23 protein-coding genes are annotated in these 23,217 nt (G+C 61.1%); 1 reads left to right on the top strand and 22 read right to left on the bottom strand.

Annotated features, from left to right (window positions below; all coding sequences use genetic code 11):
* Positions 1-21: 21 nt before the first annotated feature.
* From KI610_RS04780 to KI610_RS04745, 8 genes are all read right to left on the bottom strand, one after another.
* Positions 22-708: a DUF3334 family protein gene (locus KI610_RS04780; RefSeq protein ID WP_226497530.1), complete on the bottom strand. Its 687-nt coding sequence runs from the start codon at positions 706-708 to the stop codon at positions 22-24.
* A gap of 70 nt (positions 709-778) precedes the next feature.
* Positions 779-1,855: a tetratricopeptide repeat protein gene (locus tag KI610_RS04775; RefSeq protein ID WP_226497529.1), complete on the bottom strand. Its 1,077-nt coding sequence runs from the start codon at positions 1,853-1,855 to the stop codon at positions 779-781.
* 1 nt (position 1,856) lies between these two features.
* Entirely contained in the window at positions 1,857-2,684 is an 828-nt protein-coding gene (locus tag KI610_RS04770) for an ExeA family protein (RefSeq protein ID WP_226497528.1), read from the bottom strand.
* 22 nt (positions 2,685-2,706) lie between these two features.
* Positions 2,707-4,443, bottom strand: a complete 1,737-nt coding sequence (gene mshL / locus KI610_RS04765; protein ID WP_226497527.1) for a pilus (MSHA type) biogenesis protein MshL — start codon at positions 4,441-4,443, stop codon at positions 2,707-2,709.
* Positions 4,440-4,838 (bottom strand): hypothetical protein, encoded by a 399-nt coding sequence (locus KI610_RS04760; protein WP_226497526.1) that lies wholly within the window; start codon positions 4,836-4,838, stop codon positions 4,440-4,442. The genes mshL and KI610_RS04760 overlap by 4 nt, the downstream gene beginning before the upstream one ends.
* The gene (gspM, locus tag KI610_RS04755) at positions 4,823-5,509 is read right to left on the bottom strand and encodes a type II secretion system protein GspM (RefSeq protein WP_226497525.1); all 687 of its coding nucleotides are present in this window, start codon (positions 5,507-5,509) and stop codon (positions 4,823-4,825) included. The genes KI610_RS04760 and gspM overlap by 16 nt, the downstream gene beginning before the upstream one ends.
* On the bottom strand, positions 5,506-6,165 hold the full coding sequence (locus tag KI610_RS04750) for a PilN domain-containing protein (protein WP_226497524.1): 660 nt from the start codon (positions 6,163-6,165) through the stop codon (positions 5,506-5,508). The genes gspM and KI610_RS04750 overlap by 4 nt, the downstream gene beginning before the upstream one ends.
* Positions 6,162-7,049: a hypothetical protein gene (locus KI610_RS04745; RefSeq protein ID WP_226497523.1), complete on the bottom strand. Its 888-nt coding sequence runs from the start codon at positions 7,047-7,049 to the stop codon at positions 6,162-6,164. Before KI610_RS04745 ends, KI610_RS04750 begins: the two co-directional genes overlap by 4 nt.
* Before the next feature lie 363 nt (positions 7,050-7,412).
* Between KI610_RS04745 and KI610_RS04740 the strand changes: the two genes are divergently transcribed.
* Positions 7,413-10,775, top strand: a complete 3,363-nt coding sequence (locus tag KI610_RS04740) for a DUF6701 domain-containing protein (RefSeq protein ID WP_226497522.1) — start codon at positions 7,413-7,415, stop codon at positions 10,773-10,775.
* A 38-nt stretch (positions 10,776-10,813) separates the two neighbouring features.
* On the opposite strand, the gene KI610_RS04735 is transcribed toward KI610_RS04740, so the two are convergent.
* The 14 genes from KI610_RS04735 to KI610_RS04670 all read right to left on the bottom strand — a co-directional run bounded on the left by KI610_RS04735 (position 10,814) and on the right by KI610_RS04670 (position 23,216).
* Complete coding sequence (locus KI610_RS04735; RefSeq protein WP_226497521.1) at positions 10,814-11,305, bottom strand: hypothetical protein; 492 nt, start codon at positions 11,303-11,305, stop codon at positions 10,814-10,816.
* Positions 11,302-12,129, bottom strand: a complete 828-nt coding sequence (locus KI610_RS04730; RefSeq protein ID WP_226497520.1) for a prepilin-type N-terminal cleavage/methylation domain-containing protein — start codon at positions 12,127-12,129, stop codon at positions 11,302-11,304. Before KI610_RS04730 ends, KI610_RS04735 begins: the two co-directional genes overlap by 4 nt.
* Positions 12,113-12,673, bottom strand: coding sequence for a type IV pilus modification PilV family protein (locus tag KI610_RS04725; RefSeq protein WP_226497519.1), 561 nt, complete (start codon positions 12,671-12,673; stop codon positions 12,113-12,115). The genes KI610_RS04730 and KI610_RS04725 overlap by 17 nt, the downstream gene beginning before the upstream one ends.
* Complete coding sequence (locus KI610_RS04720) at positions 12,663-13,187, bottom strand: pilus assembly FimT family protein (protein ID WP_226497518.1); 525 nt, start codon at positions 13,185-13,187, stop codon at positions 12,663-12,665. The genes KI610_RS04725 and KI610_RS04720 overlap by 11 nt, the downstream gene beginning before the upstream one ends.
* A gap of 21 nt (positions 13,188-13,208) precedes the next feature.
* On the bottom strand, positions 13,209-13,649 hold the full coding sequence (locus KI610_RS04715; RefSeq protein WP_226497517.1) for a pilin: 441 nt from the start codon (positions 13,647-13,649) through the stop codon (positions 13,209-13,211).
* Positions 13,650-13,673: 24 nt separating this feature from the next.
* Positions 13,674-14,240, bottom strand: a complete 567-nt coding sequence (locus KI610_RS20070; RefSeq protein ID WP_319004207.1) for a prepilin-type N-terminal cleavage/methylation domain-containing protein — start codon at positions 14,238-14,240, stop codon at positions 13,674-13,676.
* Between the two features lie 59 nt (positions 14,241-14,299).
* Positions 14,300-14,728: a hypothetical protein gene (locus KI610_RS04705; protein WP_226497516.1), complete on the bottom strand. Its 429-nt coding sequence runs from the start codon at positions 14,726-14,728 to the stop codon at positions 14,300-14,302.
* A gap of 7 nt (positions 14,729-14,735) precedes the next feature.
* The gene (locus tag KI610_RS04700; protein WP_226497515.1) at positions 14,736-15,962 is read right to left on the bottom strand and encodes a type II secretion system F family protein; all 1,227 of its coding nucleotides are present in this window, start codon (positions 15,960-15,962) and stop codon (positions 14,736-14,738) included.
* Between the two features lie 6 nt (positions 15,963-15,968).
* Positions 15,969-17,678 carry a GspE/PulE family protein gene (locus KI610_RS04695; RefSeq protein ID WP_226497514.1) on the bottom strand — a complete coding sequence of 570 codons (1,710 nt, stop codon included), beginning with the start codon at positions 17,676-17,678 and terminating at the stop codon, positions 15,969-15,971.
* A gap of 126 nt (positions 17,679-17,804) precedes the next feature.
* Positions 17,805-19,082, bottom strand: a complete 1,278-nt coding sequence (locus KI610_RS04690; protein WP_226497513.1) for a DEAD/DEAH box helicase — start codon at positions 19,080-19,082, stop codon at positions 17,805-17,807.
* Between the two features lie 185 nt (positions 19,083-19,267).
* A complete protein-coding gene (locus tag KI610_RS04685; RefSeq protein ID WP_226497512.1) occupies positions 19,268-20,449 on the bottom strand; it encodes an O-succinylhomoserine sulfhydrylase in 1,182 nt (393 codons plus the stop codon).
* 2 nt (positions 20,450-20,451) lie between these two features.
* Positions 20,452-21,990: an amidophosphoribosyltransferase gene (gene purF / locus KI610_RS04680; protein ID WP_226497511.1), complete on the bottom strand. Its 1,539-nt coding sequence runs from the start codon at positions 21,988-21,990 to the stop codon at positions 20,452-20,454.
* 12 nt (positions 21,991-22,002) lie between these two features.
* Entirely contained in the window at positions 22,003-22,494 is a 492-nt protein-coding gene (locus KI610_RS04675; protein WP_226497510.1) for a CvpA family protein, read from the bottom strand.
* The gene (locus tag KI610_RS04670; RefSeq protein WP_226497509.1) at positions 22,491-23,216 is read right to left on the bottom strand and encodes an SPOR domain-containing protein; all 726 of its coding nucleotides are present in this window, start codon (positions 23,214-23,216) and stop codon (positions 22,491-22,493) included. Before KI610_RS04670 ends, KI610_RS04675 begins: the two co-directional genes overlap by 4 nt.
* Position 23,217 lies beyond the last annotated feature (1 nt).

The raw sequence follows: 23,217 nt of genomic DNA, 5'->3' as shown, positions 1-23,217 counted from the left end.
CGGCCAACCGTCAGTCCGCAGCTACATCCCGAGCGATTTGAGGAAGTCGTCCTGCTCGCCGGCATCGACGCCTTTCAGCGGCGCCGCGGTGGCGTTCGCTGCATGGGCCTGCTCGATCAGAAAGTCGGGATCGGCCTCTTCGCTCTCGAAGTCGTTGAGTTTGATGAACTCGGTACGGTCGATCGCCAGTTCGAGATAAAAGATGTTGTTGCGGCCGGTGAAGAAGGTCACGCGGCGCGCTTCCGGCTTGTCGAGATTGGTGTCCACGCTGAGCATGACCTGCTTGGTCAGGGCCAGCATCTTCGGCTGGTTCTGCGTGATGTGCGTCTGCAGCTCGCGTGCCACCTTGCCGGTGAAATCGCCGACGATCTGGTTCATGAGCTCTCCCATGACGTTCGCCACCTCGTCCGAGGTATGCGAACTGGCCAGCTCATCCTTGGCCATGCCCATGCTCAACATGTAGCTCTCATACAACTCCATCGCCGCCGCGGCCGAGAAGTTGGTCACCACCAGCCCGGAAAAGCCGCCATCGAACAGCACGAAGCAGCCAATGTCCGGCTTCAGGCAGGTCTTGGTGATGCGCTGGACCATGCCAGAATAGTGAATCTGGCTCTGGGTGGCGATGGTCAGCACCTTGGTCATCGAATTGCACAGGCTGCGCAGGATGTCTTCGGTGCCGTAGACGACGGGGCTTTCGTGGTGGCTCATGGTTGTTGATCTTCTCGGCAAATGAACGGTTGATATATAGCACGAGCGCAAGCCGGGGCTGGCATCGCGCTCAACGCAAATGCTGCTCGGCCACCGCCGACAACTCGACGGACAGCGTCGCCGTGGCGATGGCGCGGCGCATCGACTCTTTCGCTTCGGGCAATCGTCCATCGGCTTCCTGAGCCAGCCCCAGACCCAGCCACCAGCGGCCCTCGTTGGGGGCGAGACGGGTCGCCCGCTGGTAATGCGTCACCGCAGCGCGATTGGCAGCAAGGCGGGATTTGACATGGCCCTGAAAGCCGGCATAGTCGGCGCTGGCTTCGGCATAGACCTGCGACCGGGCCAGCGTGCGGTCAGCCGCTGCAATGTCGTGCTGCTCCAGTTGCAGGCGGGCCAGCGACATCGCCCAACCCGTCTGCGCCGGCTGCAGTTCGAGGCCTTCCTGAAGAATCGTCATCGCCTCTTCAATTTTGCGCATTTCGAGCAACTGGCGCAGCAGCATCTGGCGCACCGGGACGTAGGCCGGATCCTGCTTGAGCGCGGCGCGCAGACCTTCGATCCCTTCCGCGCCGCGCCCCGCAGCGAAGGCATTCTCCGCCCGGCGAAATTCGGCGTCGGCGCGATCACGCGCCGTCGCCAGCACTGGGCTCTTCTCGATCTTGACCGGCCCGACCGGGGCGGCCGGCGCAGGCTGCGGCGCCGGGGCGCTGACCGTTTCCGGTTTGGCTACAGCCGGCAGCGGTGCGGGCACAACGGGGTCAGGTACCGCCAATATGGGCGCCGCCGGCAGCGGCAGGACAGCCAGATTCGGTGCCAGGCGCAGATCGCTTTCCGGAATGGGCTGGTCGTCAACGACGGCCACCGCGGGTGCCGGCAAGGGTGGGGGCGCCGGGACGACGACGGGAGCAGGCGGCGCCACCGGGGGCGCCTCACTGTCCATGCCGAGCAGGGGCAACAGTTGCCCGTTGGCATGCAGCCCGGCCGCAATCAGGATGGGCGCCGCGACAAGCAGCAAGGGTTTCAGCCAGCGCCCGGCACCGGCTGGCGCCGCCGGCAGCGAGCGGATTTCGCGTTGCAGGTTTTGCCGGGCCGGATCGTCGGGGCGCTTGGCCTCGATGTTGCGCAGCATGTCGTTGATCAGGCTCATTTCACCACCACCCGGCCGCAGCCGCGCCTTCGGTATCGGCCGCCGCCCGGCGAACATGACCAGAGCGCACAGCGTGTTTGCCCTCGCCGAAAACGGCGAGCAGGGACTTGTGAGCCAGAATGTTCAGCAGGCGCGGCGTGCCGCGACTGGCCTTGTGCAGGCAGCGCACGGCGCTCGACCCGAAGACATCCTCGCCCCGGTAGCCGGCGACACGTAGACGATGCGCCAGATAATTGGCGACCTCTTCACGGGCCAGCCCGCCGATCCGGTAATGAAAGGCGATGCGCTGCAGGAGCTGGCGAACCGATGGCTCGGCCAGCTTGCGATCAAGCTCCGGCTGGCCGAAAAGGACGATCTGCAGCAACTTGCGTTTCTCGGTTTCCAGATTCGACAGCAGGCGCAAGGACTCCAGCGTTTCGAGCGGCATCGCCTGCGCCTCGTCGATGCAGACAACAACCTGGCGATCGGCTGCCGCATGGTCAAGCAGCGCCCGGTTGATGCTTTGCAGCAGGTGATAGTCGTCGCTGTCAGCACTTACGGCCAGCCCCAGCTCCTCGGCCAGCGCCAGTTGCAGGGTGCGCGGCGCCAGATAGGGATTGGGTAGATAGGCGGAAACACTGCCTTCGGGCAGGGCTTGCAACAGACGTCGGCAAAGTAGCGTCTTGCCGGTGCCGACTTCGCCGGTGATCTTGATGAAACCCTCGCCGCTATTGAGCGCGACGAGCAGCGTATTGAGCGCCTCCTGATGGCTGCGCGTGATCACCGTGTAGCTGGTGTCCGGCGTGATACCGAAGGGCAGCTCGCTCAGGCCGAAATGGTCGAGATACAACGCAGCCTGCCTCCGCTACCGATTATTGCCATTCGACTTTGCGTTGCTGGCGCGGGTCGAGCCCCTGCAGGCGTTCCTGCGTTTCAGCCGAGGCATTGCGCCACGAATTTTCGTCACGAATGACCGTCGACCGCATCAGGATGACCAGTTCGCGCTTCTTGTTCGACACGCTCTTCTGGCCGAACAAGGCGCCCAGGCCTGGCACACCGCTGATACCCGGCAGGCCATAGCGGCTGGTATTCTGTTCCTGGCTCATGAGGCCGCCGATGGCGACGATGCTGCCATCCTGAACGCGGACGATGCTGTCGGTTTCGTTGATGCTGCTTGAAGCGAGTGGCAGCGTGAAGGTGCCGAGATCGCCGAGATTGACGTTCTTGGTCTTTTCCTCGACGACGCTGACCGAGGGATGGACGTGCAGGATGATGTTGCCTTCATCATCGATCTGCGGCGTCACATCAAGCGCGATCCCGGAGAAGAAGGGTTGCAAGGTGATATTCGGCGTCACTACATTCCCTGCGGCGCTGGTCGTCGTGTTGGTGCTGATGCCGGTCACGAAGAAATCATCGGTACCGACCTTGAGCACGGCCTTCTGGTTGTTGGTCGTGGCAATACGCGGGCTGGACAGCACCTGCACGTCACCCTGCCCTTCGAGGAAGGAGAGCAGAGCAGCGAAATTCTGCGACTGGAAAGCCAGGCCGAAGAACCCGCGGCCGGCGGTAGTCGTACCAATAGAACCGTTGGCCCCGGGCACTGCACTCACCACCGTGCCCGCAGTAACACCCGTGGCCGCGCCGCCCAAGGTCGCCGAACCACTCAGTAACGCCCCTGGCGCCAAAGAGCCGAAGGCAACCTGGCCACCGAGCAGACCGCCAAACTTGCTCCAGTTGATACCGGTCTGATACGAATCATTCAGCGATACTTCGATAATCTTCGCTTCAAGCATGACCTGGCGTTCAACCACCAGCTGAGTTGCCTTCAGGTACTCATCGACCGAGCGCAATTCGACCGGCGAAGCCTTGACGAGCACTACGCCTGAGCCGGCATTGACGATGACATTGCGCCCTTCCTGACTGCCAACGATCGAATTGAGCGCCGAGCCGAGATCCTTCCAGAAATCGTAGTCCGAGGTCGTCTGCACACGTGCGCTGTCGTTGCTCCGCTGCGGCTGGCCCCCCGTATTTCCGGCCGGGACGCTGCCGGCCCCACTCGATGCCCCGCTGGTCGTCGTCGGCGTCGAGGTGGTCGGCGAGCTGCCGGTCACCCGCATGTCGCTCATGCCCTGACGGCGATTGGCCAGATAGTTGATCTTGAAAATGCGCGTCTGGATAGTGTTCGGCTGCACGTAAATTCGGGTGCCCTGGATCCGGTAATCGTAGCCATAGACTTCACGCAGGGTTTCGAGCGCCTCGCGCACCGTCGTGCTCTTGAGGTTGAGGCTGACCGTGCCCGACAAGTCGGGCGGGAAAAGCATGCTGTACGGCGTACCGGAAACCAGCGCATTCAACACCTGGGCCACCGGCGCATTGTTCACCGCCAGATTGAAGCGCGGTTCCGGCTTGGCTGCCATGGGCTGATCGAGTTGCAGCGGCGGCACCATGGCCTGACCGACGACATCGCCCTGCGGCCGGTTCGTCTTGCTGGCAGCAGCCGCCCCCAGTTCCTTGTCGGCCCGCTCGAAAGCATCACCCCGGCGCGCATGCTGATTGCTGCACGCGCTCAGCATCAGTGCCGACAATCCGATTATCAAAATCTTGCTCATGGCAGACCCTTCACTGGCCCTGGTTTCCCCGTTTTTCGGGGCTTGGGCGTTTCAATCATCTGTTTTTCAACGTCGGGAGTCAGGTAAAGATGCGTCACCCCATCCGCCCCCTGCAATACGGCTTCGCGCTCGTTCAGGCGGACCAGCGTCGCGCCGCCGACCCGGCCACCCAACGCCACGGTCTTGCCGCCAATCACGGCCACCGGCCGGCCGCCTTGCGGCATGAGCACTGACTGCAGGCGCAAACCGCCAGATGCATCGCCAGCTGCCCGGGCGGCATCGTCGACCGGCGTCAGCCAGGCTGCCGGCGGGCGCGTCGGATCAGCCGACTGGGCCACGGCCGAACTGGTCACGGCAAGCAGGGCGAGCGTCATCAGCCTCATAGGGTCAACCATGTCTTGTCCGGACTCAGGGTATAGACGGTCAGGGTCATTTCAGACCGCGGATAATCGATCACGCGATAGCTCAACTGCCCCCACAGCAAGCGCTGCGGCAATTTTTCGAGTTGCACCAGATAAGCCTGGAGCTGGCCGTAACTGCCTTCCAGGCGGATTTCCACACCATGTCGATAGAGATCGAAGGAGCGCTCGACCGGCTTGCCATCCGCCTCCTTGACCGCCTCTTTTTCCCGCAGCACGCTTTGCGGTGCCTGCGTTTTGAGGCTGATCAGACGCAAGCCGGAATGGCGTACCAGCAGCCCTTCAAGCAGGGAATTCATGTCCTCAGGCCGAACCAGTGCAGCGCCGACCTGCCGCAGTTGCTCGTCCAGTTGCTCCCTTTGCGCGACCAGTGTCGCCAGCTCGGCCTTCTTGCCGGCATCCGGGTCGACATTGAGTTCCTGTTGCAGGCTGGCCGCCTGCATCTGCATGGTCGCCAGCGTCGTACTCTGGGTGGCGATGCTGTTCTGCATTGCCTTGCTGCGATTCCATTGCGGGTCGACAAACAGGGCATTGCCGATCAGCAGCGGGCCGAGCACCAGGGCCAGCGCCACCAGCACACGCTCACGCCGGGACAGCGCAGCGTATTTGCGGTTCAGGCTGTTCCATTGCTGGCACAGTGCGTTCATCTCGCCTTCTCCTGCCCGACAACCAGTTCAGTGCGCAGGGCGAATTCGGTATACCGCGCCGGCACCCTGGTCTTGACCGAGGACGCCGGGTCATTGCCTTTATCGTCAGCCGGTTCGAAGCCCTTCATGTCGAGCGCTGCAAAGCGACGACCGGCGAAGGCCGGCTCGTCATTGAGCCGGTTGATGTAGGTCGGCAGCAAAGCCGGATCAAGCAGTCGGCCGCGAATCTCGATCTCCTTGTCGGCAAAGCCGAAACCCACCAGCCAGACACCGTCGACGATCTGCCGGGAAAACCCCTGGAGCAGGCCGGAATAGGCGCTGCCCTGCGTAATGTCGCCCTGGGCAATAACAGCCAGCACTTCCTGACGCTGCGTGAGGGCCAGCCGCGCCGTTGCGATCTGGCGATCGAGCGAAGTATCACCCTGACGAGCCGCCAGAGATTGGCCAAGCGTCTGCACCTGCTGCTGCACAGCCGCCAACTGATTTTTGATTTCGGCTTCGCTGGCCTTGAGATTGACCGCCTGGGTAAGCCCCAGCACAGCCAGGATGCTGATCAGGACGAGACCGGCCAGCGCCACGCTGGCAACCACCGGCAAGGCCAGCCAGTCGAAGCGCGGCCGCAGGGCCGGCAGCAACAGGTTGATCTGCTGGCTCATGAATCGCTCCTGAGCGCCGCGCCAATGGCCAGAATGCTCTGCGCCTGACGCTCGGCCGAGCGCAATTCAGGCAGCGCGGGAAAATCCAGGACGCTCGCGAAATCCGCCGCCTGCACCGGCAGATAGAGGTTCTCGACAAGCGCCGCAACGGTTCCGGCGCAGTCGAACTCGGATGCCACCAGCAGGCGCGAAACAGAGATAAATCCGTATTGGCGGTCGAAATTGTCCAGCGTGCGCTGAAGCTCGAGCGCCAGACGCTCGAGCATTTGCCGGCGCCGCTCTTCATCGGCCTTGGCCAGCGCATCCGAATCGATCTCAATGCGCCGCGACAGAAACAGTTCGCCGCGACAGGTAATGGTCAGCAGGCCGTCGCCCTGAGTCAGCGCCAGGAAGGCCAGACCACGATTTTCTTCCTCGAAGAGCACGGCGACATTGCGCACGGCCATTTCGGGAATATCGATGGCTTCAAGTGGAATCTTCTTTTCGTGAAACAGCGCCATGCGCTCGCCGACCACCGATGCCGGCGCTACAACCACGAAGGCGCTAGCCTGACGCCCGCCTTCGGTGGGAATGTCGGCCACGGAAATCGCCGCATCATCGACCGCAAAATCGACCGCATCCTTGAGCCGCCAGCGCAAGGCCTGCACCCGCTCTTCGACCGGCACGGCCGGCGCGTCGAGCTGCACCAGCCGGTAGTCGTTCTCGCCAAGCAGGATGGTGCAGCGGTTGCGCTTCAGCCCACGGCTCTGCGCCAGGCGGGACAAGGCATCGGCTTCGCTCTTCTCGATGCGGAAGGAGTCGCAAAGCTTGATTTCCGGGCGTTTGCCAGCGGCGCGAATGACATGAGCAAGGTCAATGCGATCGCCGTGTCGGACTACCGACATCCACCCCGCATCAAACTTCACCCGAATATTCGGCCACATTGTCCCGACACCTTAAGTTTTTTCAGAAGGATATCCAGTAACGCATTATTTTTCAATGGTTTTTCAACAAAGCATTTCATCCATCCACAGTACCCAAAAAAGACACAGGCTGCGCAACCACATTGTCGAATTTAGCAAAAGTTGGCGGCATAATATGATTTTCCAGAAATTCGCCAAGGAAGGCCATTTGCCATGCGCACTGAGAAATACCCTTCCAGCCGTCAAAGCACTACCTTGCAGACCTTTGCCGGGAAAGCAGGCATGCTCCGCAGCGGATTCTTTCGGTTTCTTCTGTCATGCAGCCTGCTTTTCACGGGGCACACCATGGCTGCGCTTACCGTCAATTCAGTAACGCTGGATGGCGGCGCAAGCATTGCCGTTGCCCCGGGCGGCACTTCCATACCCGTGGCGCTATCCGTCAGCAACGACGCCACCAACAACTGGAACTCCACAGGCTGGCGGATCAGCACAACAGCACCGGGAGGACTGACCTGCTACGACAACGCCGATCATCCAGGGGCCAATCAAACCTTTTCCGAAAACTTCACTGTCACCGCCCCGGCTACAGCGGGAACCTATAACGCCTATTTTGTCGCATCGAACAACTCAGGATGCACCGGGACGACAACGACAGCAACGTTGGCCGGTAGCGTCATCGTTGCCGCCCCCGTCCTCGCCAAAACGGCCAGCAGTTCGTCCGCAGTTGTCGGCGATGTCGTCACCTTCAAGCTGACGGCGAGCAATTCGCTATCCGTCCCGCTGACCAATGTCGTGATCACCGATACCCTGCCAACCGGTATGAGCTATACAACACATGTGGCCACACTGGGCACCGCCAGTGTTTCAGGGAAGGTCATTACCTGGACCATCCCCTCCATTCCGGCCAACGGCAACGCTCAACTGACGCTGGCGGTTTCCCTTTCCCAACAAGGAACGCTCACCAATACCGCCAGCGCCCCGGGCGCCACGAGTGCCAACACATCGATTCTGGTACTCGCCAGTGCGGCCACTCATTTCCGGCTGGATGAAACGGCCGGATCCTGGACCGGCGCCGCGGGCGAAGTACTGGATAGCGGCGGCACCGGCCTGCAAGGTCGGCGACTTGCATCGTCGACGCCCACCACCACCAATGTGATCACCCCCACGCCAACAATCGACTCGCAATACGCAGCTGTCAGCGGGAGTTTCTGCAATGCCGGCAACTTTGATGGCAAGGCCGTTGTTGAAGTGGCATCGAATCCGCTCCTCCGTTACACGACCAAGCTGTCCGCCACGGCCTGGGTTTACCCGACGGCCTATCCAAGCGGTGGCAGCGATCTGTACTCGATCCTCTCCAATGACACCAATTACGAATTCCATATCAATCAGAGCGGCAAGCTTTTCTGGTGGTGGGGCAGCTCGGACCTTACCTCCAATTCGACGATTCCCCGAAATCAATGGACCCACGTCGCAATTACGCTGGATTCTTCTGCTTCCGGTGGTCGACAACGCATCTATATCAACGGTGTCCGAGACAACAACACAAGAAGCTGGAAAGGCACGCTGGCCAACAACAGCTGTAACTTTTACATCGGTGGCGATGTTTCAACGGAGGCATCATGCCCAATTCGTTCAGAACGGAATTTCCGCGGCAGAATCGATGAGGTCAAACTTTACAATTACGAGTTGAGCGCCGCTGAAGTTCAGGCAGACATGACGATGGGGCGGACCTGCTCCGGCGCCTTTGACCATATCCGAATCGAACATGACGGCAGCGCATCGGTCTGCACGCCGGAGACAGTAACGGTCAAAGCCTGCCTGGATGAAAACTGCTCCACGCTCTATCCCGGGAACGTCACCGTCAATTTGTCGCCATCGGGCTGGGTGGGTGGCAATACGTTCAGTTTTTCAGGGGGAGTAACAACCCGGCAGCTGAGCAACGGTACCGCCGGCAATGTCACACTGGGCAGCACCAGCGCCTCCCCGGTTCCAGCCAATCCAACCCGCTGCTTTAACGGCGGCACTGAAACCTGCACGCTGACCTTCAACGCCGCGTCATGTAATTTCGATGCTGTCGAAACCGCTGCCAGTCCGCAAACCCGAATCTACACAAAGCTGGCCAATACGAGTTTCAATCTCGATGTCCTTGCTCTCACCGCCAGCAAGGCGGTCAACACGACTTACACCGGCACCGTTACCGTCGATCTGGTCGACGCCTCGACATCGAGTTGCCCGAGCGGCAGCGGATTGAATACGGCGACCAACATCACCTTTTCCGCCGCCAACAAGGGAAGAAAGCCGGTCACCTTCAATTACGCCAATGCGGCAAAGAATGTCCGTGTCCGGATGAAAGTCGGCTCCTCGGCAGCGGCCTGCTCGACGGACAATTTCACGATACGCCCGCAGCAATTTACGGTTGCGTCCAACATGACCAACACGGCCCTGACCGGAACGCCGAAAGCAGTCGCCGGCACAGCCTTTACGCTGACCGCCAATGCCGGCGTCGGTTCTGGCTACGATGGCACGCCGACCATCGACACAACGAAGGTCAATGACCATGCCGGCGCGGCCATCGCGGCGGGAACCTTGAGCGGTACGATGGCCGCGGGAACCGGCACCTCATCGAGCGGGACCGGTTTCAAGTACCTTGATGTCGGTAATATCCAGCTGGCGACCGATGCAATGGTCGACAGCGGCTTTTCCGTGGTCGACCAGACCTCCGACTGCATTTCCGGAAGCACCTCAAACGCCCTGTCCGGCGGCAAGTACGGCTGCAATATCGGCAGCGTTGCCTCGGCACGCTTTGGGCGCTGGTACCCCAGTCACTATTCGTTCTCCGGAACGCTGACGCCAGCCTGTGTTGCCGGCAATTTCAGCTACATGGGGCAGGATGCGCTCGGCCTGGCTTTGACGTTGAAAGCGCATGCATCGACCGGCCTGCCGGCGACCTCCGGCGATCCGGTAACCAGTCGCTACACCACCGGTTACACCAATCTGGCCGCAGTCACGCTGAGTGGCAACAACGGCGGCACGGCAGTAGCAGCCAGCCGCCTGAGCACACCCGCTTTTCCGACGATGCCCAACACTGCATTGTGGTCGGCCGGGCTGTTCACTATCGCCGACACCTATTCGTTCTCCAGATTGGCGGCGCCGGATGGCTCCTACGAAACATTCAAGCTCGTCGCTTCGCTGACCGACCCCGATAGTTCCGCGCTGATCGGCACCGCCGCGCAAAAGGAAACCAACACGACGCGCATCCGCTACGGACGCCTGAAAATCGACAACGCCTACGGCTCGGAATTGCTCGACCTGGCCATCCCTTTCGAAGCCCAATACTGGTCGAGCAGCGGCTATTACGTCACCAATCGTGACGACAGCTGCACCAGCTTCAACATGTCCAGCCTGATGATGTCGGGTTTTACCCAGAATCTGGCGGCGTGCGAAACGCAAATTTCGCCAACGGGAACGCAAACGCTGGTTGCCGGCAAATTGCCGCTCAAACTGACCAAGCCCGGGGCGGCCAATCAGGGCAGCGTTCTGCTGACGCTCAATATCGGCAGCGCGGCATCCGGTTCGACCTGCGTCTCGGCGACCTCATCGTCAGCCACCGCCGCCAATATGCCGTGGTTCGGGACCACCAATCCCGCCGGACGCGCCAAGTTCGGCATAGCCAAGTCGCCCTACATCTATTTCCGGGAAAGCTTCTAAGGCATCACACTGAAGGGCAATGAGCCAACGCTTGCCGTTCAGCAATCAAACGGCGCCACGGTAATCGCCGGATCGCGGCAGCGCTCGACTGTCACCTGAACCTGCCGCTCGATTCCGGGCGCCTTGACCCCCGTCGCCGTGGCTTGCGAGGTTATCCGGTAGATGCGGAGCTGCCGAGAGCCTTCGGTGGTATCCCAGCTCAGGCAAGAGACCGTCACCGTGTGCCCCGGAATCGGCTGCGTAGCATTGGGAAAACAAGCCGGCAGCCCGGCGCTCTGGGCATTCGGATCCAACTGGTACATGCCCCACTCCGCACCGCCCCGCGCTGCCTGATAGGCCCGGGCGCCGCCGATGTCGGCCGCCAGGTTCACATGCGACGTTGACACGACATTGGCGATAACGGCCGCCAAAACGGACATCAGCAACAGCAGGAAGACGCCGGTGATGATCGAGACGCCGCGCTGGCGTCCGAGAAGCGAAATTCCCGAATCCCAGGGTCGACCGGAAAAATTGCCCAAAATTGAAATCATGGCGTATTCAGTACATCGACCTGATGCAGCAACTCGACCGACTCGCCATTGCGCGTCAGCGTCAGGCGCAGGACGACCAGCCCGTTACGCTGCAGGATCGCCGGCGTGTAGTTGAAGGAGCAAGTCGCACCGACGTTGTCGGCCATCACCGCCGCGACGCCGCCGAGCGTAGATGTAACTGGTGGCCAAGCGTGACCGAAGGCAAACCCCGAGCGTCGAATGAGTTGGCCGGTGGCAACGCTGCATTCGTAGATCACCGGTCCGCCAACAATCTGGAAGCGGCTTTGCGGCGAGGCCAGCGGAAACTGCGTGCCGGCCGGGGCGAAAGTAATGCTGTTGACGCCGACGCCTGCCGTGGCTGCCCGCCGGCTGGTCCCCTCATAAACATCCGAACCAGATTGACCCAGGTTGAAAACCACCAGCTGGTCACCGGCCAAAATCGTCACCGGCGGCCCGAGCACATCAAAAGTCGTGTCGGTGTTGCTGGCGAAATTCAGGATGTCGCCACCGCCGGTGGAGTTGAGTTCAGCCCGATAGCGGCCGGCGTCGCGGATCGGCACGAATTCGATAAAATTTCCCGACACCCGGACACTGTTGGGCAGCGCCCCCTGTAACTCGCGAGCAATCCGACGCAGGGTGGTATCAGCTGCATCCGACAGCTCGGCCCGGTTGCCGGCATCGATGTAGGCATCAACCTGGCCGCGCCCGAACATCGCCACCATCGAAACGACGATGCCGGTGATGACAATCGAAATGATCATCTCGACCAGGGTGAACCCACGGTCAACCCGGAAAAACGGCCGAAAATCAAATGCGCGGCGCATAGCGGAAACGATAGCCGGTGAGAGAAAAGGTTTCGGTGCCGCGGGTAACGGTCACCGTGACACTCAGCGCCGCCGTGTCATCAGCCAGCCCCAGAGCAGTTCCGGCCCGGGCGACGGCAACGCTGGCGGTATAGCCAGTCATCACGTTGCCGCCTGAAGGATCGCTGATATTGGCCCAGGATTGGCCGCCGTAGTCGGAAACGTTGTCATAAGGTGTATCGGGCCCCACGCCCAAACGGGACTCGCCACCACTGAATGAGGCCGTGGTATTGGTGTTCTGCGGACTGGCGCAAGCGGCGTAAGATTGCGCCGTTGACGCCGCCGGATCATCCGGATCGCACCAGGTAAACGGTTGGTGCATGACCTCGTTGAGCAGGGATTCGGCAATGGCAACCAGTTGCTTGGTCAGCATCGGATCGGCGCTGGCCCGGATCGCCGGGTTCATCACCGATACCAGGCCCATCACACCAACGCTGACGATGACGATGAACACAATCTGCTCGATCAGCGTAATGCCACGCTGCAAGGCTGGCCTAATGGACATAACCCGTTTCCGCCTCAACGGTGATCACCAGCGCGGCAGGAAGTCCGGAGATATTGATGGATGTTGCGGCAGACGGGCGCCCGGCGGCATCGAAGACCAGGCTTGTCTGCGATGACGAGAACCCAGTGTTTCCGGTGGCAACGACGTTCAGGCTGCCCCCGTCCGGCCCGGCCAGCGCGTTGCCGCCAGTGCAATCGGCCGCCCCGTAGGCACCGGAAATGGTAAAGGCAACACTATCCGGCCCCGACGAAAAATGGACGCAGACGGTGCGTCGCGCCGCAATCGCCGACTTTTGCGCATAACGCAGCCCGGCCGCGATCTGATCCCGCAGCCCGCGATCTTCGAAGCCGCTGCCGCCACGCCAGCGCGGCACGAAAACCGCCGCCATAATGCCAAGCAGGATGATTACCACGATCAGCTCGACCAGCGTAAATCCGGTCTGACTCCATTTCCTGGAGGCCACAAAGACGGAAGGCCCGGTGAGAGCACCAGGCCTTCGATCAGGCACACGCATGTACGTGCCTGACTTGCTTGATTAGCAAGCCGAAGTGGTCAGCGTGTAGGTCGGCGCAGTAGTTGCAGTGGCCGGCGCATATACCACCTTACAGCTACCTGGCGTCTTGGCATTGGCCATGCGGATTTCGTTGGCTGTGGCCGTATCGAAATCAGCCGGAGGCGTGAGATCCATGACCAAAGCCAGTTGCGCTGCCGTACTGGCAAATCCGTAAACCAGGGAAACTGCCGTGCCATTGACCGTTACCGTTCCGGTTGCCCCGCCCTGGCCAGCTGCCTGCGCCTTGGCGTAAAGCATGGCATTGGCCGCCGACATGGAGCCGGAAACACCCTTGATCACCGAAGTCCGGGCATCACTCGACAGATCGACAAACTTCGGCAGGGCTGTCGCCGCCAGAATACCAAGAATGACGATCACAACCACCAGTTCGATGAGCGTAAAACCTTTTTGCATAGCTTTCATGACCAACTCCTAAAAATTAAAAAATTAACATCCGGTCGTGGTCAGGCCACTGACTATCGGGGCAGCATTGGCTGCCGCCTGGGTGTAGGTAAAGACACAGGTTGCCGGGGTCGTTGCACCGACGACGCCAAAGGTGGCGACAGTCCCGGCATTGGTATAGGTATAGCCTTCGACTTGCAACTGCGCGGCGGTTGGATTGAAGACCCCCGTCAGGCCGGCCATCGACAGAAGGCCTGCCGTTCCGATAGCGGTGACCGTCGGATAGGCGTTGGTCATGTTGACTACCCCGCTTTCGGTGCACACCGTCCCCGCGCCGGAAACGATGTTGTTTGCCGTACCGCCACCACCGGGGCAAGCAGCGGCGTCAGCGACGCCGGCGCGCGCCAGCGCCGTGGCATGCACCAGCGCCGAAGCAGCCAAAACGCCGCCCCGTGCCGCCTGCAATTTGGCGATACGGGCATCGCGCTGCAAATTGACAAATCGGGGCAAGGCAACGGCGGCCAGAATGCCGAGAATAATAATGACGACGATCAGCTCAATCAGCGTAAAGCCGAACTGGCCACGTTTGCCGGAAATAGATTCTTTGTTCATATCTGCCTTAACGACTGAGAGTTTTATAACTTTAGACATATTGCCCCTCCTCCTCAAGTTTATTCGCGTTTATCTTCCAGCCGCAACAAGCTAACCCCTGCAACGACCTCTCGTGCATTTTGAATGCCTCCATTACGACTGATCCGAAAGCGGGCCCGATGCCCATCGTGGAACAGGTAAACCAGTTCTTTCGCCTGGCGGTCGAAATACCAGACCGACCTGCCTCCCGGCATGGCATCCAACTCGCCAACATAGCTTGCCGGTCGCACCGCAACCCAGTCGACAGGATTATTGCTCTCGGGCAAAACGCCGCCAGCGCTTTCCCGATGAACCACGACCTCCATAAGTCCCAAACGCAAAGCTGCGACATCCGCCTGCACCATTGCCTCTTCCATATCGACCCGCGTGCGCTCCAGTGCCCGCATCATGAACAGCGCCAAAACGCTGATCAGGACAACGACTAGCGCAAATTCGTAGTAGCGCCGCATGGCCGCATCAACGCTTGATGGCGACCTTGCCGAGGTCCCACATCGGCAGGAAGATACCGAGCGCAAGCACCAGCACCAGCGCGCCCAAGCAAACAATCAGGATCGGCTCGATCTGCTGGCCGAGCGTCTTCAATTCATATTCGACTTCGCGCTGGTACATCTGGCCGACTTCTTCGAGCATGTCGTCGAGCGCCCCGGACTCCTCGCCGACCGAGATCATCTGCAACACGACCGGCGAGAAGAATCCCGAGGCAATGGCCGAACGGACAACGCTTTCACCACGTTCGACGGTATCGCGCATGCCTTCGATCTTGGCGGCGATAAAGCTGTTATCAACCGTTTGCGACGAGTTGGTCAGGGCCTGCATGACCGGCACACCGCTACGCATGCCGAGCGCGAAGCTGCGGGCGAAGCGGGCCATCGCCGCTTTGCGGACAATCTTGCCGGCAATCGGAAATTTGAGGACCAGCGACTCCCACTGCATGCGCCCTGCCGCTGTGGCAACCCAGGCCCGGAAAATGAATACAGTAGCAATGGTGCCAACGAGCATGGCTGGCCACCAGTTCACCATGAAATTGGAGAAACCGAGCAAAATTTGCGTCATCAGCGGCAATTCAGCGCCGAAGCCCTGAAAAACCTTGGCAAAAGCCGGGATAACAAAAATATTGACGACGACGATGGCCGCCGCCATAGCCATCACGACGAACATGGGATAACGCAGTGCCGACTTGACCTGTTCGCGCATGAAGCGCTCGAATTCGAGGTGATCGAACAGACGGAGGAAAATTTCGTCGAGCAGGCCGGTCGCTTCGCCCACCCGCACCATCGAAATATAGAAGGGGTTGAACACTTCGGGATGGCGGGCCAGCGATACCGACAGTTCACGGCCGGCCTCGAGGCTTTCGCGCACGTCGCGAATGACCTCCTTCATCGCCGGGTTGGTCGCCGACTCCTGCAGGCCGCTCAAGGCGCGCATGATCGGCACGCCAGACTTGAGCAGCGTGTGAATTTGCCGCGAAAAGAGCAGGATATCGACGTGTTCGACCTTGGGCTTGAAAAAAATCAGCTCGATATTTCCGCCGCTTTTTGCCGTGGCGCGGGTCTCCTGAATCGAAACCGGCGTGATGCCGCGACCGAGCAGCACGTCAGCGACATTGCCCGAGGTGGCGCCTTCGAGCACCCCCTCGATCAGGTTGCCGCCACCGTCCCGGCCCTTGTAGGCAAAGTTGGCCACGCCGGCTTATTCCTCGAACTGGTTGCTGATGCGCATGGCTTCGGAAACCGTTGTCCGGCCCGAAAGCACCAGACGGACGGCGTCGCGGCGCAGCGTTTCGCCGGCCATCTGCTGGCGGGCAACCCGCATGAATTCGCCCGGGTCTTCATGGTTGATCGCTTCGACCACGCTGTCGCTCATTTCAAGAAACTCGTAGACGCCGCTCCGCCCCTGATAGCCGGTATTGGCGCAATGGGCGCAGCCACGACCGTGATGATAGGTGTGGTCGTCGATGCCATTGCCCAACTCGTAGCGCAGCCATTCATGCTCGTTCGGCGTCAGGGGATAGGCCTCGCGGCAGTTGCTGCAGATCAGCCGGACCAGACGCTGGGCGATGACCATATGGACCGACAGCGCCACCATGTAGCGCGGCACGCCCATGTCGAGCAGGCGGATCGGCGTCGATACGGCGTCGTTGGTGTGCAGCGTGGACAGCACAAGGTGGCCGGTCATGGCAGCGCGCATGCCGATTTCGGCCGTTTCCTGGTCGCGCATTTCGCCGATCAGCACGATATCCGGGTCTTGCCGCAGCACGGTACGCAACACGCGCGAGAACGAAAGATCGATCTTTTCGTGCACCTGCACCTGATTCAGGCCGCCGAGCCGGTATTCGACCGGATCTTCGACGGTAATGACCTTCTTTTCCGGGCTGTTCAGTTCGTTGAGCGCGGCGTAGAGCGTCGTCGTCTTGCCGGAACCGGTCGGGCCGGTAACCAGCACCATGCCGCTCGGGCGTTTCAACGCGTGGCGCAGGCGATCGAGCACGCGGGGCGGCATGCCGATCTTGTCGAGTTCGAGCAGGCCGGTATTCTGGGCGAGCAGTCGCATGACCACCGACTCGCCATACTGTGTCGGCAAGGTCGAGATCCGGACGTCGACCGGGTTGGCCCGCACCTTGATATTGAAGCGGCCATCCTGCGGCAGGCGTTTTTCGGAAATATCCAGCCCGGACATCAGTTTCAGACGCAAGGCGACGGCCGATGAAACCTTGCCGTCGGCTTCGGTCTGGATGTGCAGCACGCCGTCGATACGGAAACGGATGCGCAGCGACTTTTCCTGCGGCTCGAAATGGATGTCGGAAGCGCGTAGACGCATGGCTTCCTCGAACACCGTTTGCAGCAGCTTGACAACCGGTGCATCCTCGGCGCCTGGATTGAGGCCGAGCAGGTCACCGAATTCGATCGGCATGTCGCCGAGTTCGGCGGTCAGTTCCTTGGCCAGGCCGGTAATCTGCTCGCCACGGTGATAGACGCGGTCGACCATGGCCAGCAGCTGGCTTTCGGTAACGACGGCGAGGTCGATCTCGCGTTTGACCAGACGGGTGATTTCGTCGTAGGCCTGCAAGTCGGTCGGATCGGCCAGGCCGATCTGCAAACGACCATCCGGCAGCTGCTCGAGCACCATCGCCCGAAAACGCCGGGCCGGCGCTTCCGGTAACAGTTTGATCAGATCCGGCTTGGGCGTGAAACTCTTGAGGTCAATAAAGGGAATCCGCAACTGACGAGCCAGCGCCTGCGAGATGCCTTCCTCGGTGACGTAGCCGCTCTCGACAAAAACCCGCCCAAGCTTGCGCCCGGTGCGTTTCTGCTCGTCGAGCGCAATTTTCAGTTGTTCATCGGTTAGCAGGCCTTGCTGGATCAGCAGGTCACCGAGCCGGACTTTTTGCGGGGGGGGCATCCCGACCTCCAAAACACCTTAAGAAACTGCGTTAACAATATGAAGTTACGGCTTAAGTTTCCACAGTAGACGTTTTTTCACCCCCCGACAAGTCAGCCACGCCTTTAGTTCCTGCGTGGCTGACGATCAGCGATGCCGGTTGCCGCTGTGATGCTGCTGCGGTCGACTCGGGTTTTGCGCCGTTTTCTTCGCCTGTGGCCGGCCGGGTTGCGGCTTGCGCGCGCCGCGCGGCGGCTGTACCGGCTTGGGCGGCGCGATGGCTGATGCCTCAAAGCCCGGAATGACGAGGCGCTCGAGATCGCGCTTGATCAGTCGTTCAATGTCACGCAGGTTGCCGCGCTCGTCGTGGCTGACCAGCGAGATCGCCTTGCCTTCCATGCCGGCACGGCCGGTACGACCGATGCGGTGCACGTAGTCTTCGGCGACATCGGGCAGCTCATAATTGATCACGTAGGGCAGCGCATCGATATCGATGCCGCGCGCCGCGATATCGGTCGCCACCAGCGCCACCAGCTTGCCTTCCTTGAAATCGGTGAGGGCACGGGTCCGCGCCCCCTGCGACTTGTTGCCGTGGATGGCCGCCGAACTGATCCCGGATTTTTCCAGCGTCTTGGACAGCGCATCGGCACCATGCTTGGTCCGGGCAAAAACCAGCACCTGATGCCAGCCGCGGGTTGCAAACAGGTGGCAGAGCAGTTCCTTCTTCTGGTCGCGGTTGGTTTCGATGACGCACTGGGCCACCGTTTCAGCCGCCGTATTGCGCGCGGCGACATCGACCGAGGCCGGATTGTGCAGCAGGCCGGCGGCCAGTTCGCGGATGTCCGGCGAGAAGGTGGCCGAGAACATCAGGTTCTGCCGCTGCTTCGGCAGCAGGGCGATGATCTTGCGAATGTCGCGGATGAAGCCCATGTCGAGCATGCGGTCGGCTTCATCGAGGACCAGTATCTCGATGGCCGAGAGATCGGCCGTACGTTGCTGAATGTGATCAAGCAGGCGGCCCGGTGTCGCCACCAGGATATCGACGCCACGGCGCAGGTTGGCGATCTGCGGATTGATGCCGACGCCGCCAAAGACGGCCAGCGAGACGATCGGCAGATGCTTGCCGTAGGTGCGCACGCTTTCTTCGACCTGGATGGCCAGTTCGCGCGTCGGCACGAGAACCAGCACGCGCGGCTTCTTGGTGACGCGGGCGAGTTGCCCGGCCGGGGCGCTGGACAGGCGATGCAGGATGGGCAGCGTAAAACCGGCCGTCTTGCCGGTGCCGGTCTGGGCCGTGGCCATCAGGTCGCGGCCGGTCATGACGGCCGGAATGGCCTGCTGCTGGATAGGGGTCGGCGTGTCGTAACCTTGGTCGGCAACGGCGCGCAGAAGTTCGGCCTTGAGGCCGAGATCGGAAAAATGCATGGAAATCCTTGGATAAAGCCTGACCGGATGGGCCAGGGAGCAACATGACAGCGAGGGTCAGGAGATACCGGATTTCGATTTTGGGCATTTTTTCCGGTTGACCGTAGCAAACACGGTTAACCCAAAAAAAAGCCCAGATCCGGCAGTTGCGCCCCCTCGCTGGCGGCGCGGAAAAATTCAGACGATCAGATCTGGCTCAGGCCACGCTCAAGATCGGCCTGCAGATCCTCCACCGCTTCGAGGCCGACAGCGATGCGCAGCAGCCCTTCGCTGATGCCGGCCGCGGCCCGGGCTTCCGGGAAAATGCGGCCATGCGTGGTGGAGGCGGGATGGGTAATGGTCGTTTTAGTGTCGCCGAGATTGGCGGTAATGGACAGCAGGCGGCAATTATCGACGACCTGCCAGGCTTGTTCGCGGGCGCCCTTGACTTCGAAGGCTACGATGGCGCCGCCCGATTTTTGCTGGGTTTTCGCCAGTTCGTGCTGCGGATGGGACGGCAGGCCGGGATAAAAAACGCGCGCCACTTTCGGATGCGCTTCGAGCCAGGCAGCCAACTGCGCCGCATTGGCCGATTGCGCTTCAACACGCAGCTTCAGCGTTTCAAGGCCCTTGAGCAGCACCCAGGCATTGAAGGCCGACAGCGTCGGGCCGGCCGTGCGCAGGTATTTGAAGACTTCTTCGGTCAGTTTCTTCGGACCACAGACGGCGCCGCCCAGCACGCGCCCCTGACCGTCAAGGAACTTGGTCGCCGAATGGATGACCAGATCGGCGCCCATGTCGAGCGGACGCTGCAGGATGGGCGTGCAGAAACAGTTGTCGACGGCGACCAGGATATTTTTGGCGTGAGCGATTGCGGCCAACGCCCGAACATCAGCGATTTCGGTCAGCGGATTGGACGGCGTCTCGAGGAAAAACAGCTTGGTTTCCGGACGGATCGCCGCTGCCCAGGCTGCCGGATCGGTATGCGAAACGAAGGTCGTCGTAATGCCGGTGCGCGACAGGATGTTGTTGAACAACTGCACCGTGGCGCCGAACAGGCTGTTTGAAGCGACGATGTGGTCGCCCTGCTTGAGGTGCGCCAGCACGGCGGCCATGATGGCCGACATGCCACTCGCCGTGGCGACACAGTCCTCGGCGCCTTCCAGCGCGGCAAGGCGTTCCTCGAACATGGTGACGGTCGGGTTGGTGAAGCGGGCGTAGACATTGCCCTCTTCCTCGCCGGAAAACCGCTTGGCAGCGGCCGCAGCACTCGGGAAGACGAAACTCGACGTCAGGTAGAGCGCTTCGGAATGCTCGCCGAACTGGCTGCGTTGCTGGCCGGCACGAACAGCCAGCGTTTCCGGACGGTAATCGGGCAAATCAGCCATGGTCAATCCCGTGAGTCCTCGGCCAGTTGCAGGACGAGCTGCTGCGAGGCCTTGCCATCGCCGTCGTCGTCGTTCTTCGAGCCCTTGCCGCCACGCTTGCCCTCGACCGCATCGAGGTAATAATCGTCGATGTCGCCCGTGATGTAGCAACCGTCGAAACAGGACGCATCGAACAGGGTCAGGTCGGCGCGCAATGAGGTAATCGACTCCTTGAGCGCCTCGATGTCCTGATAAACCAGCGCATCGGCACCGATTTCAGCGGCAATTTCGTCACCTGTGCGGCCCGTGGCGATCAGTTCGGCCCGCGTCGGCATATCGATGCCATAGACGTTGGGGAAGCGCACCGGTGGCGCGGCGGAAGCGAAATAGACCTTGACCGCGCCAGCAGCACGCGCCATGTCGACAATCTCGCGGCTGGTCGTGCCGCGGACGATGGAGTCATCGACCAGCAACACGCGCTTGCCCTTGAATTCCTGGCCAACGGTATTGAGCTTCTGGCGCACCGACTTCCGGCGCATCGCCTGGCCCGGCATGATGAAGGTACGGCCGACATAGCGGTTCTTGACGAAGCCTTCGCGGAACGGAATGCCCAGCACCTGCGCCAGTTGCATGGCCGACGGACGACTGGAGTCAGGAATCGGAATAACGACATCTATTTCGTCAATCGGAATAAATTTCTTGACCTTCTCGGCCAGCTTTTCACCCATGGCCAAGCGCGATTCGTAGACGGAAACGCCGTCGATCACCGAGTCCGGACGAGCCAGATAGACGTATTCGAAAATGCACGGCGCGTACATCGGCTGCTGGGCGCACTGGCGGCTGTGGAACTGGAAATTGAAGTCAATGAAGACAGCTTCGCCCGGCTCGATATCACGCACCATCTTGAAACCCAGCGTATCGAGGGCGACGGACTCGGACGAAACGAGATACTCCATGCCTTCCGGCGTTTCGTTCTGGCCATAGACCAGCGGCCGGATACCGTGCGGATCGCGGAAAGCGAGCAGACCATAGCCGGCGATCAGGACAACGACGGCATAGGCACCTCGGCAACGGCGATGCACACCACCAACCGCCTGGAAGATGGCATCGACGTCGAGCTCGTAACCATGCGCCGCCGACTGCAGCTCATGCGCCAGCACGTTGAGCAGAACTTCGGAATCGGAGTTGGTGTTGATGTGCCGGCGATCGAGACGGAACATCTCGCCCTTCAACTGCTCGGCATTGGTCAGATTGCCGTTGTGGCCGAGACAGAGGCCGAATGGCGAATTGACGTAGAACGGTTGCGCCTCGGCAAAGTTGTAAGCCGAACCGGCGGTCGGGTAGCGGACGTGGCCGATGCCGCAATTACCCGGCAGGGCGCGCATGTTGCGCGTGCGGAAGACGTCGCGGACCAGCCCCGGCCCCTTGTGCAGGTGAAAAGTATTGTTCTCCGCCGTGGCGATCCCTGCCGCATCCTGGCCGCGGTGCTGGAGCACCATCAGGCCGTCGTAAAGCAGCTGATTGACCGGCGTTGTCGCCATTACACCCAAAATCCCGCACATAGTATTTCCTGCTTAGCTAAATCGAATTCGTTTTGCCAAATCGTCAGGCAGCCAAGGTTTGACTGCCATAACGACGGTTTCCAAAGGCGCTGCCAGCGTTGCATTCCGCCACCACGCTTGCGTCGGCGCCGAAGTCATGCCCCCCAGCCCGACCAGCACCATGCACACCAGCACACCGCGCATCAGCCCGAAGATCATGCCGAGAATGCGATCCGACACGGACAGGCCCAATGCTTTGACCATGCTACGCACCACCATGTTCAACACCGCCATCGAAACCAGGATGCCGACAAAGATCACGACACAACCGGCCAGCGTCCGCAAGGCGGGATCGCTCAAGCCGGCAAAAACCGAATTCCCGACCGGGGCGCCGAACTCGATCGCAGCAAAAATCCCGATGCCCCAGGCCGCCAGGGCGATGACTTCGCCGACCACGCCGCGCCACAAGCCAAACAGCAGCGACACAACGACGATCCCGATCACGACGTAATCAAAATACGTCATGGCTTGGCTGCAACGACTCCGCTGACGCCGATCCGTTTCATCTTTTCAAGTGCCTTGTCGGCGGCTTCACGACTGGCAAACGGGCCGGCGCGAACACGGGTTTTCTTGCCCTGCGGCGTATCGAGCGGCTCACTGAAGGTCTTGATCCCCTCCTCGCTGAGCTTGGCTTTCAGGCTCTTGACATTCGCCTCGTTGGAAAAGGCACCGATCAGGACCAGATATTCGCCATTTTTTGCCGCTGGCTTGGCTTCAGCCGGCTGACCGGCCAGAATCGCAGCGGCCCGCTTGGCATCGTCCGCCTTGGGCTTTTCGGCAGGTTTTTCAGGGGCTTTGACAGCCGGTTTCTCGGCTGCTTTTTCCGGCTTTGCCGCCGGCTTTTCTACAGGTTTCTCGGCTGGTTTGGCATCCTTGGCGACCTCGACAACGCGGGCCGTCGGCTTCACCGCTGGTTCCGCCACGGCGGCCTCGGTGCTGACCACAGGCGGTAGAGCTGGCGCTTCGGCGGGCTTGGGCTTCGCAACCGGGGCGACGGCAAACTTCGGGGCAAACGGCTTTTCGTCCTGCCCCGGAATGCGGATTTCGACATCCTGCACGGTCTGGCGCGGCTCGTGATCCATCACCATGGGCAGCACCACGGCGACTACGGATACGAAGAATATCGCCCCGACCAGACGGCGGCGGGCGCGTTTCTTGAGGTGCAACTGGGCGTCGTTGTCGTCCATG

Source organism: Ferribacterium limneticum (assembly GCF_020510565.1).
Lineage (GTDB): Bacteria > Pseudomonadota > Gammaproteobacteria > Burkholderiales > Rhodocyclaceae > Azonexus > Azonexus limneticus_B.
The sequence above is the reverse complement of the archived record's forward strand: the minus strand, read 5'-3'. Positions and strand labels throughout refer to the sequence as shown.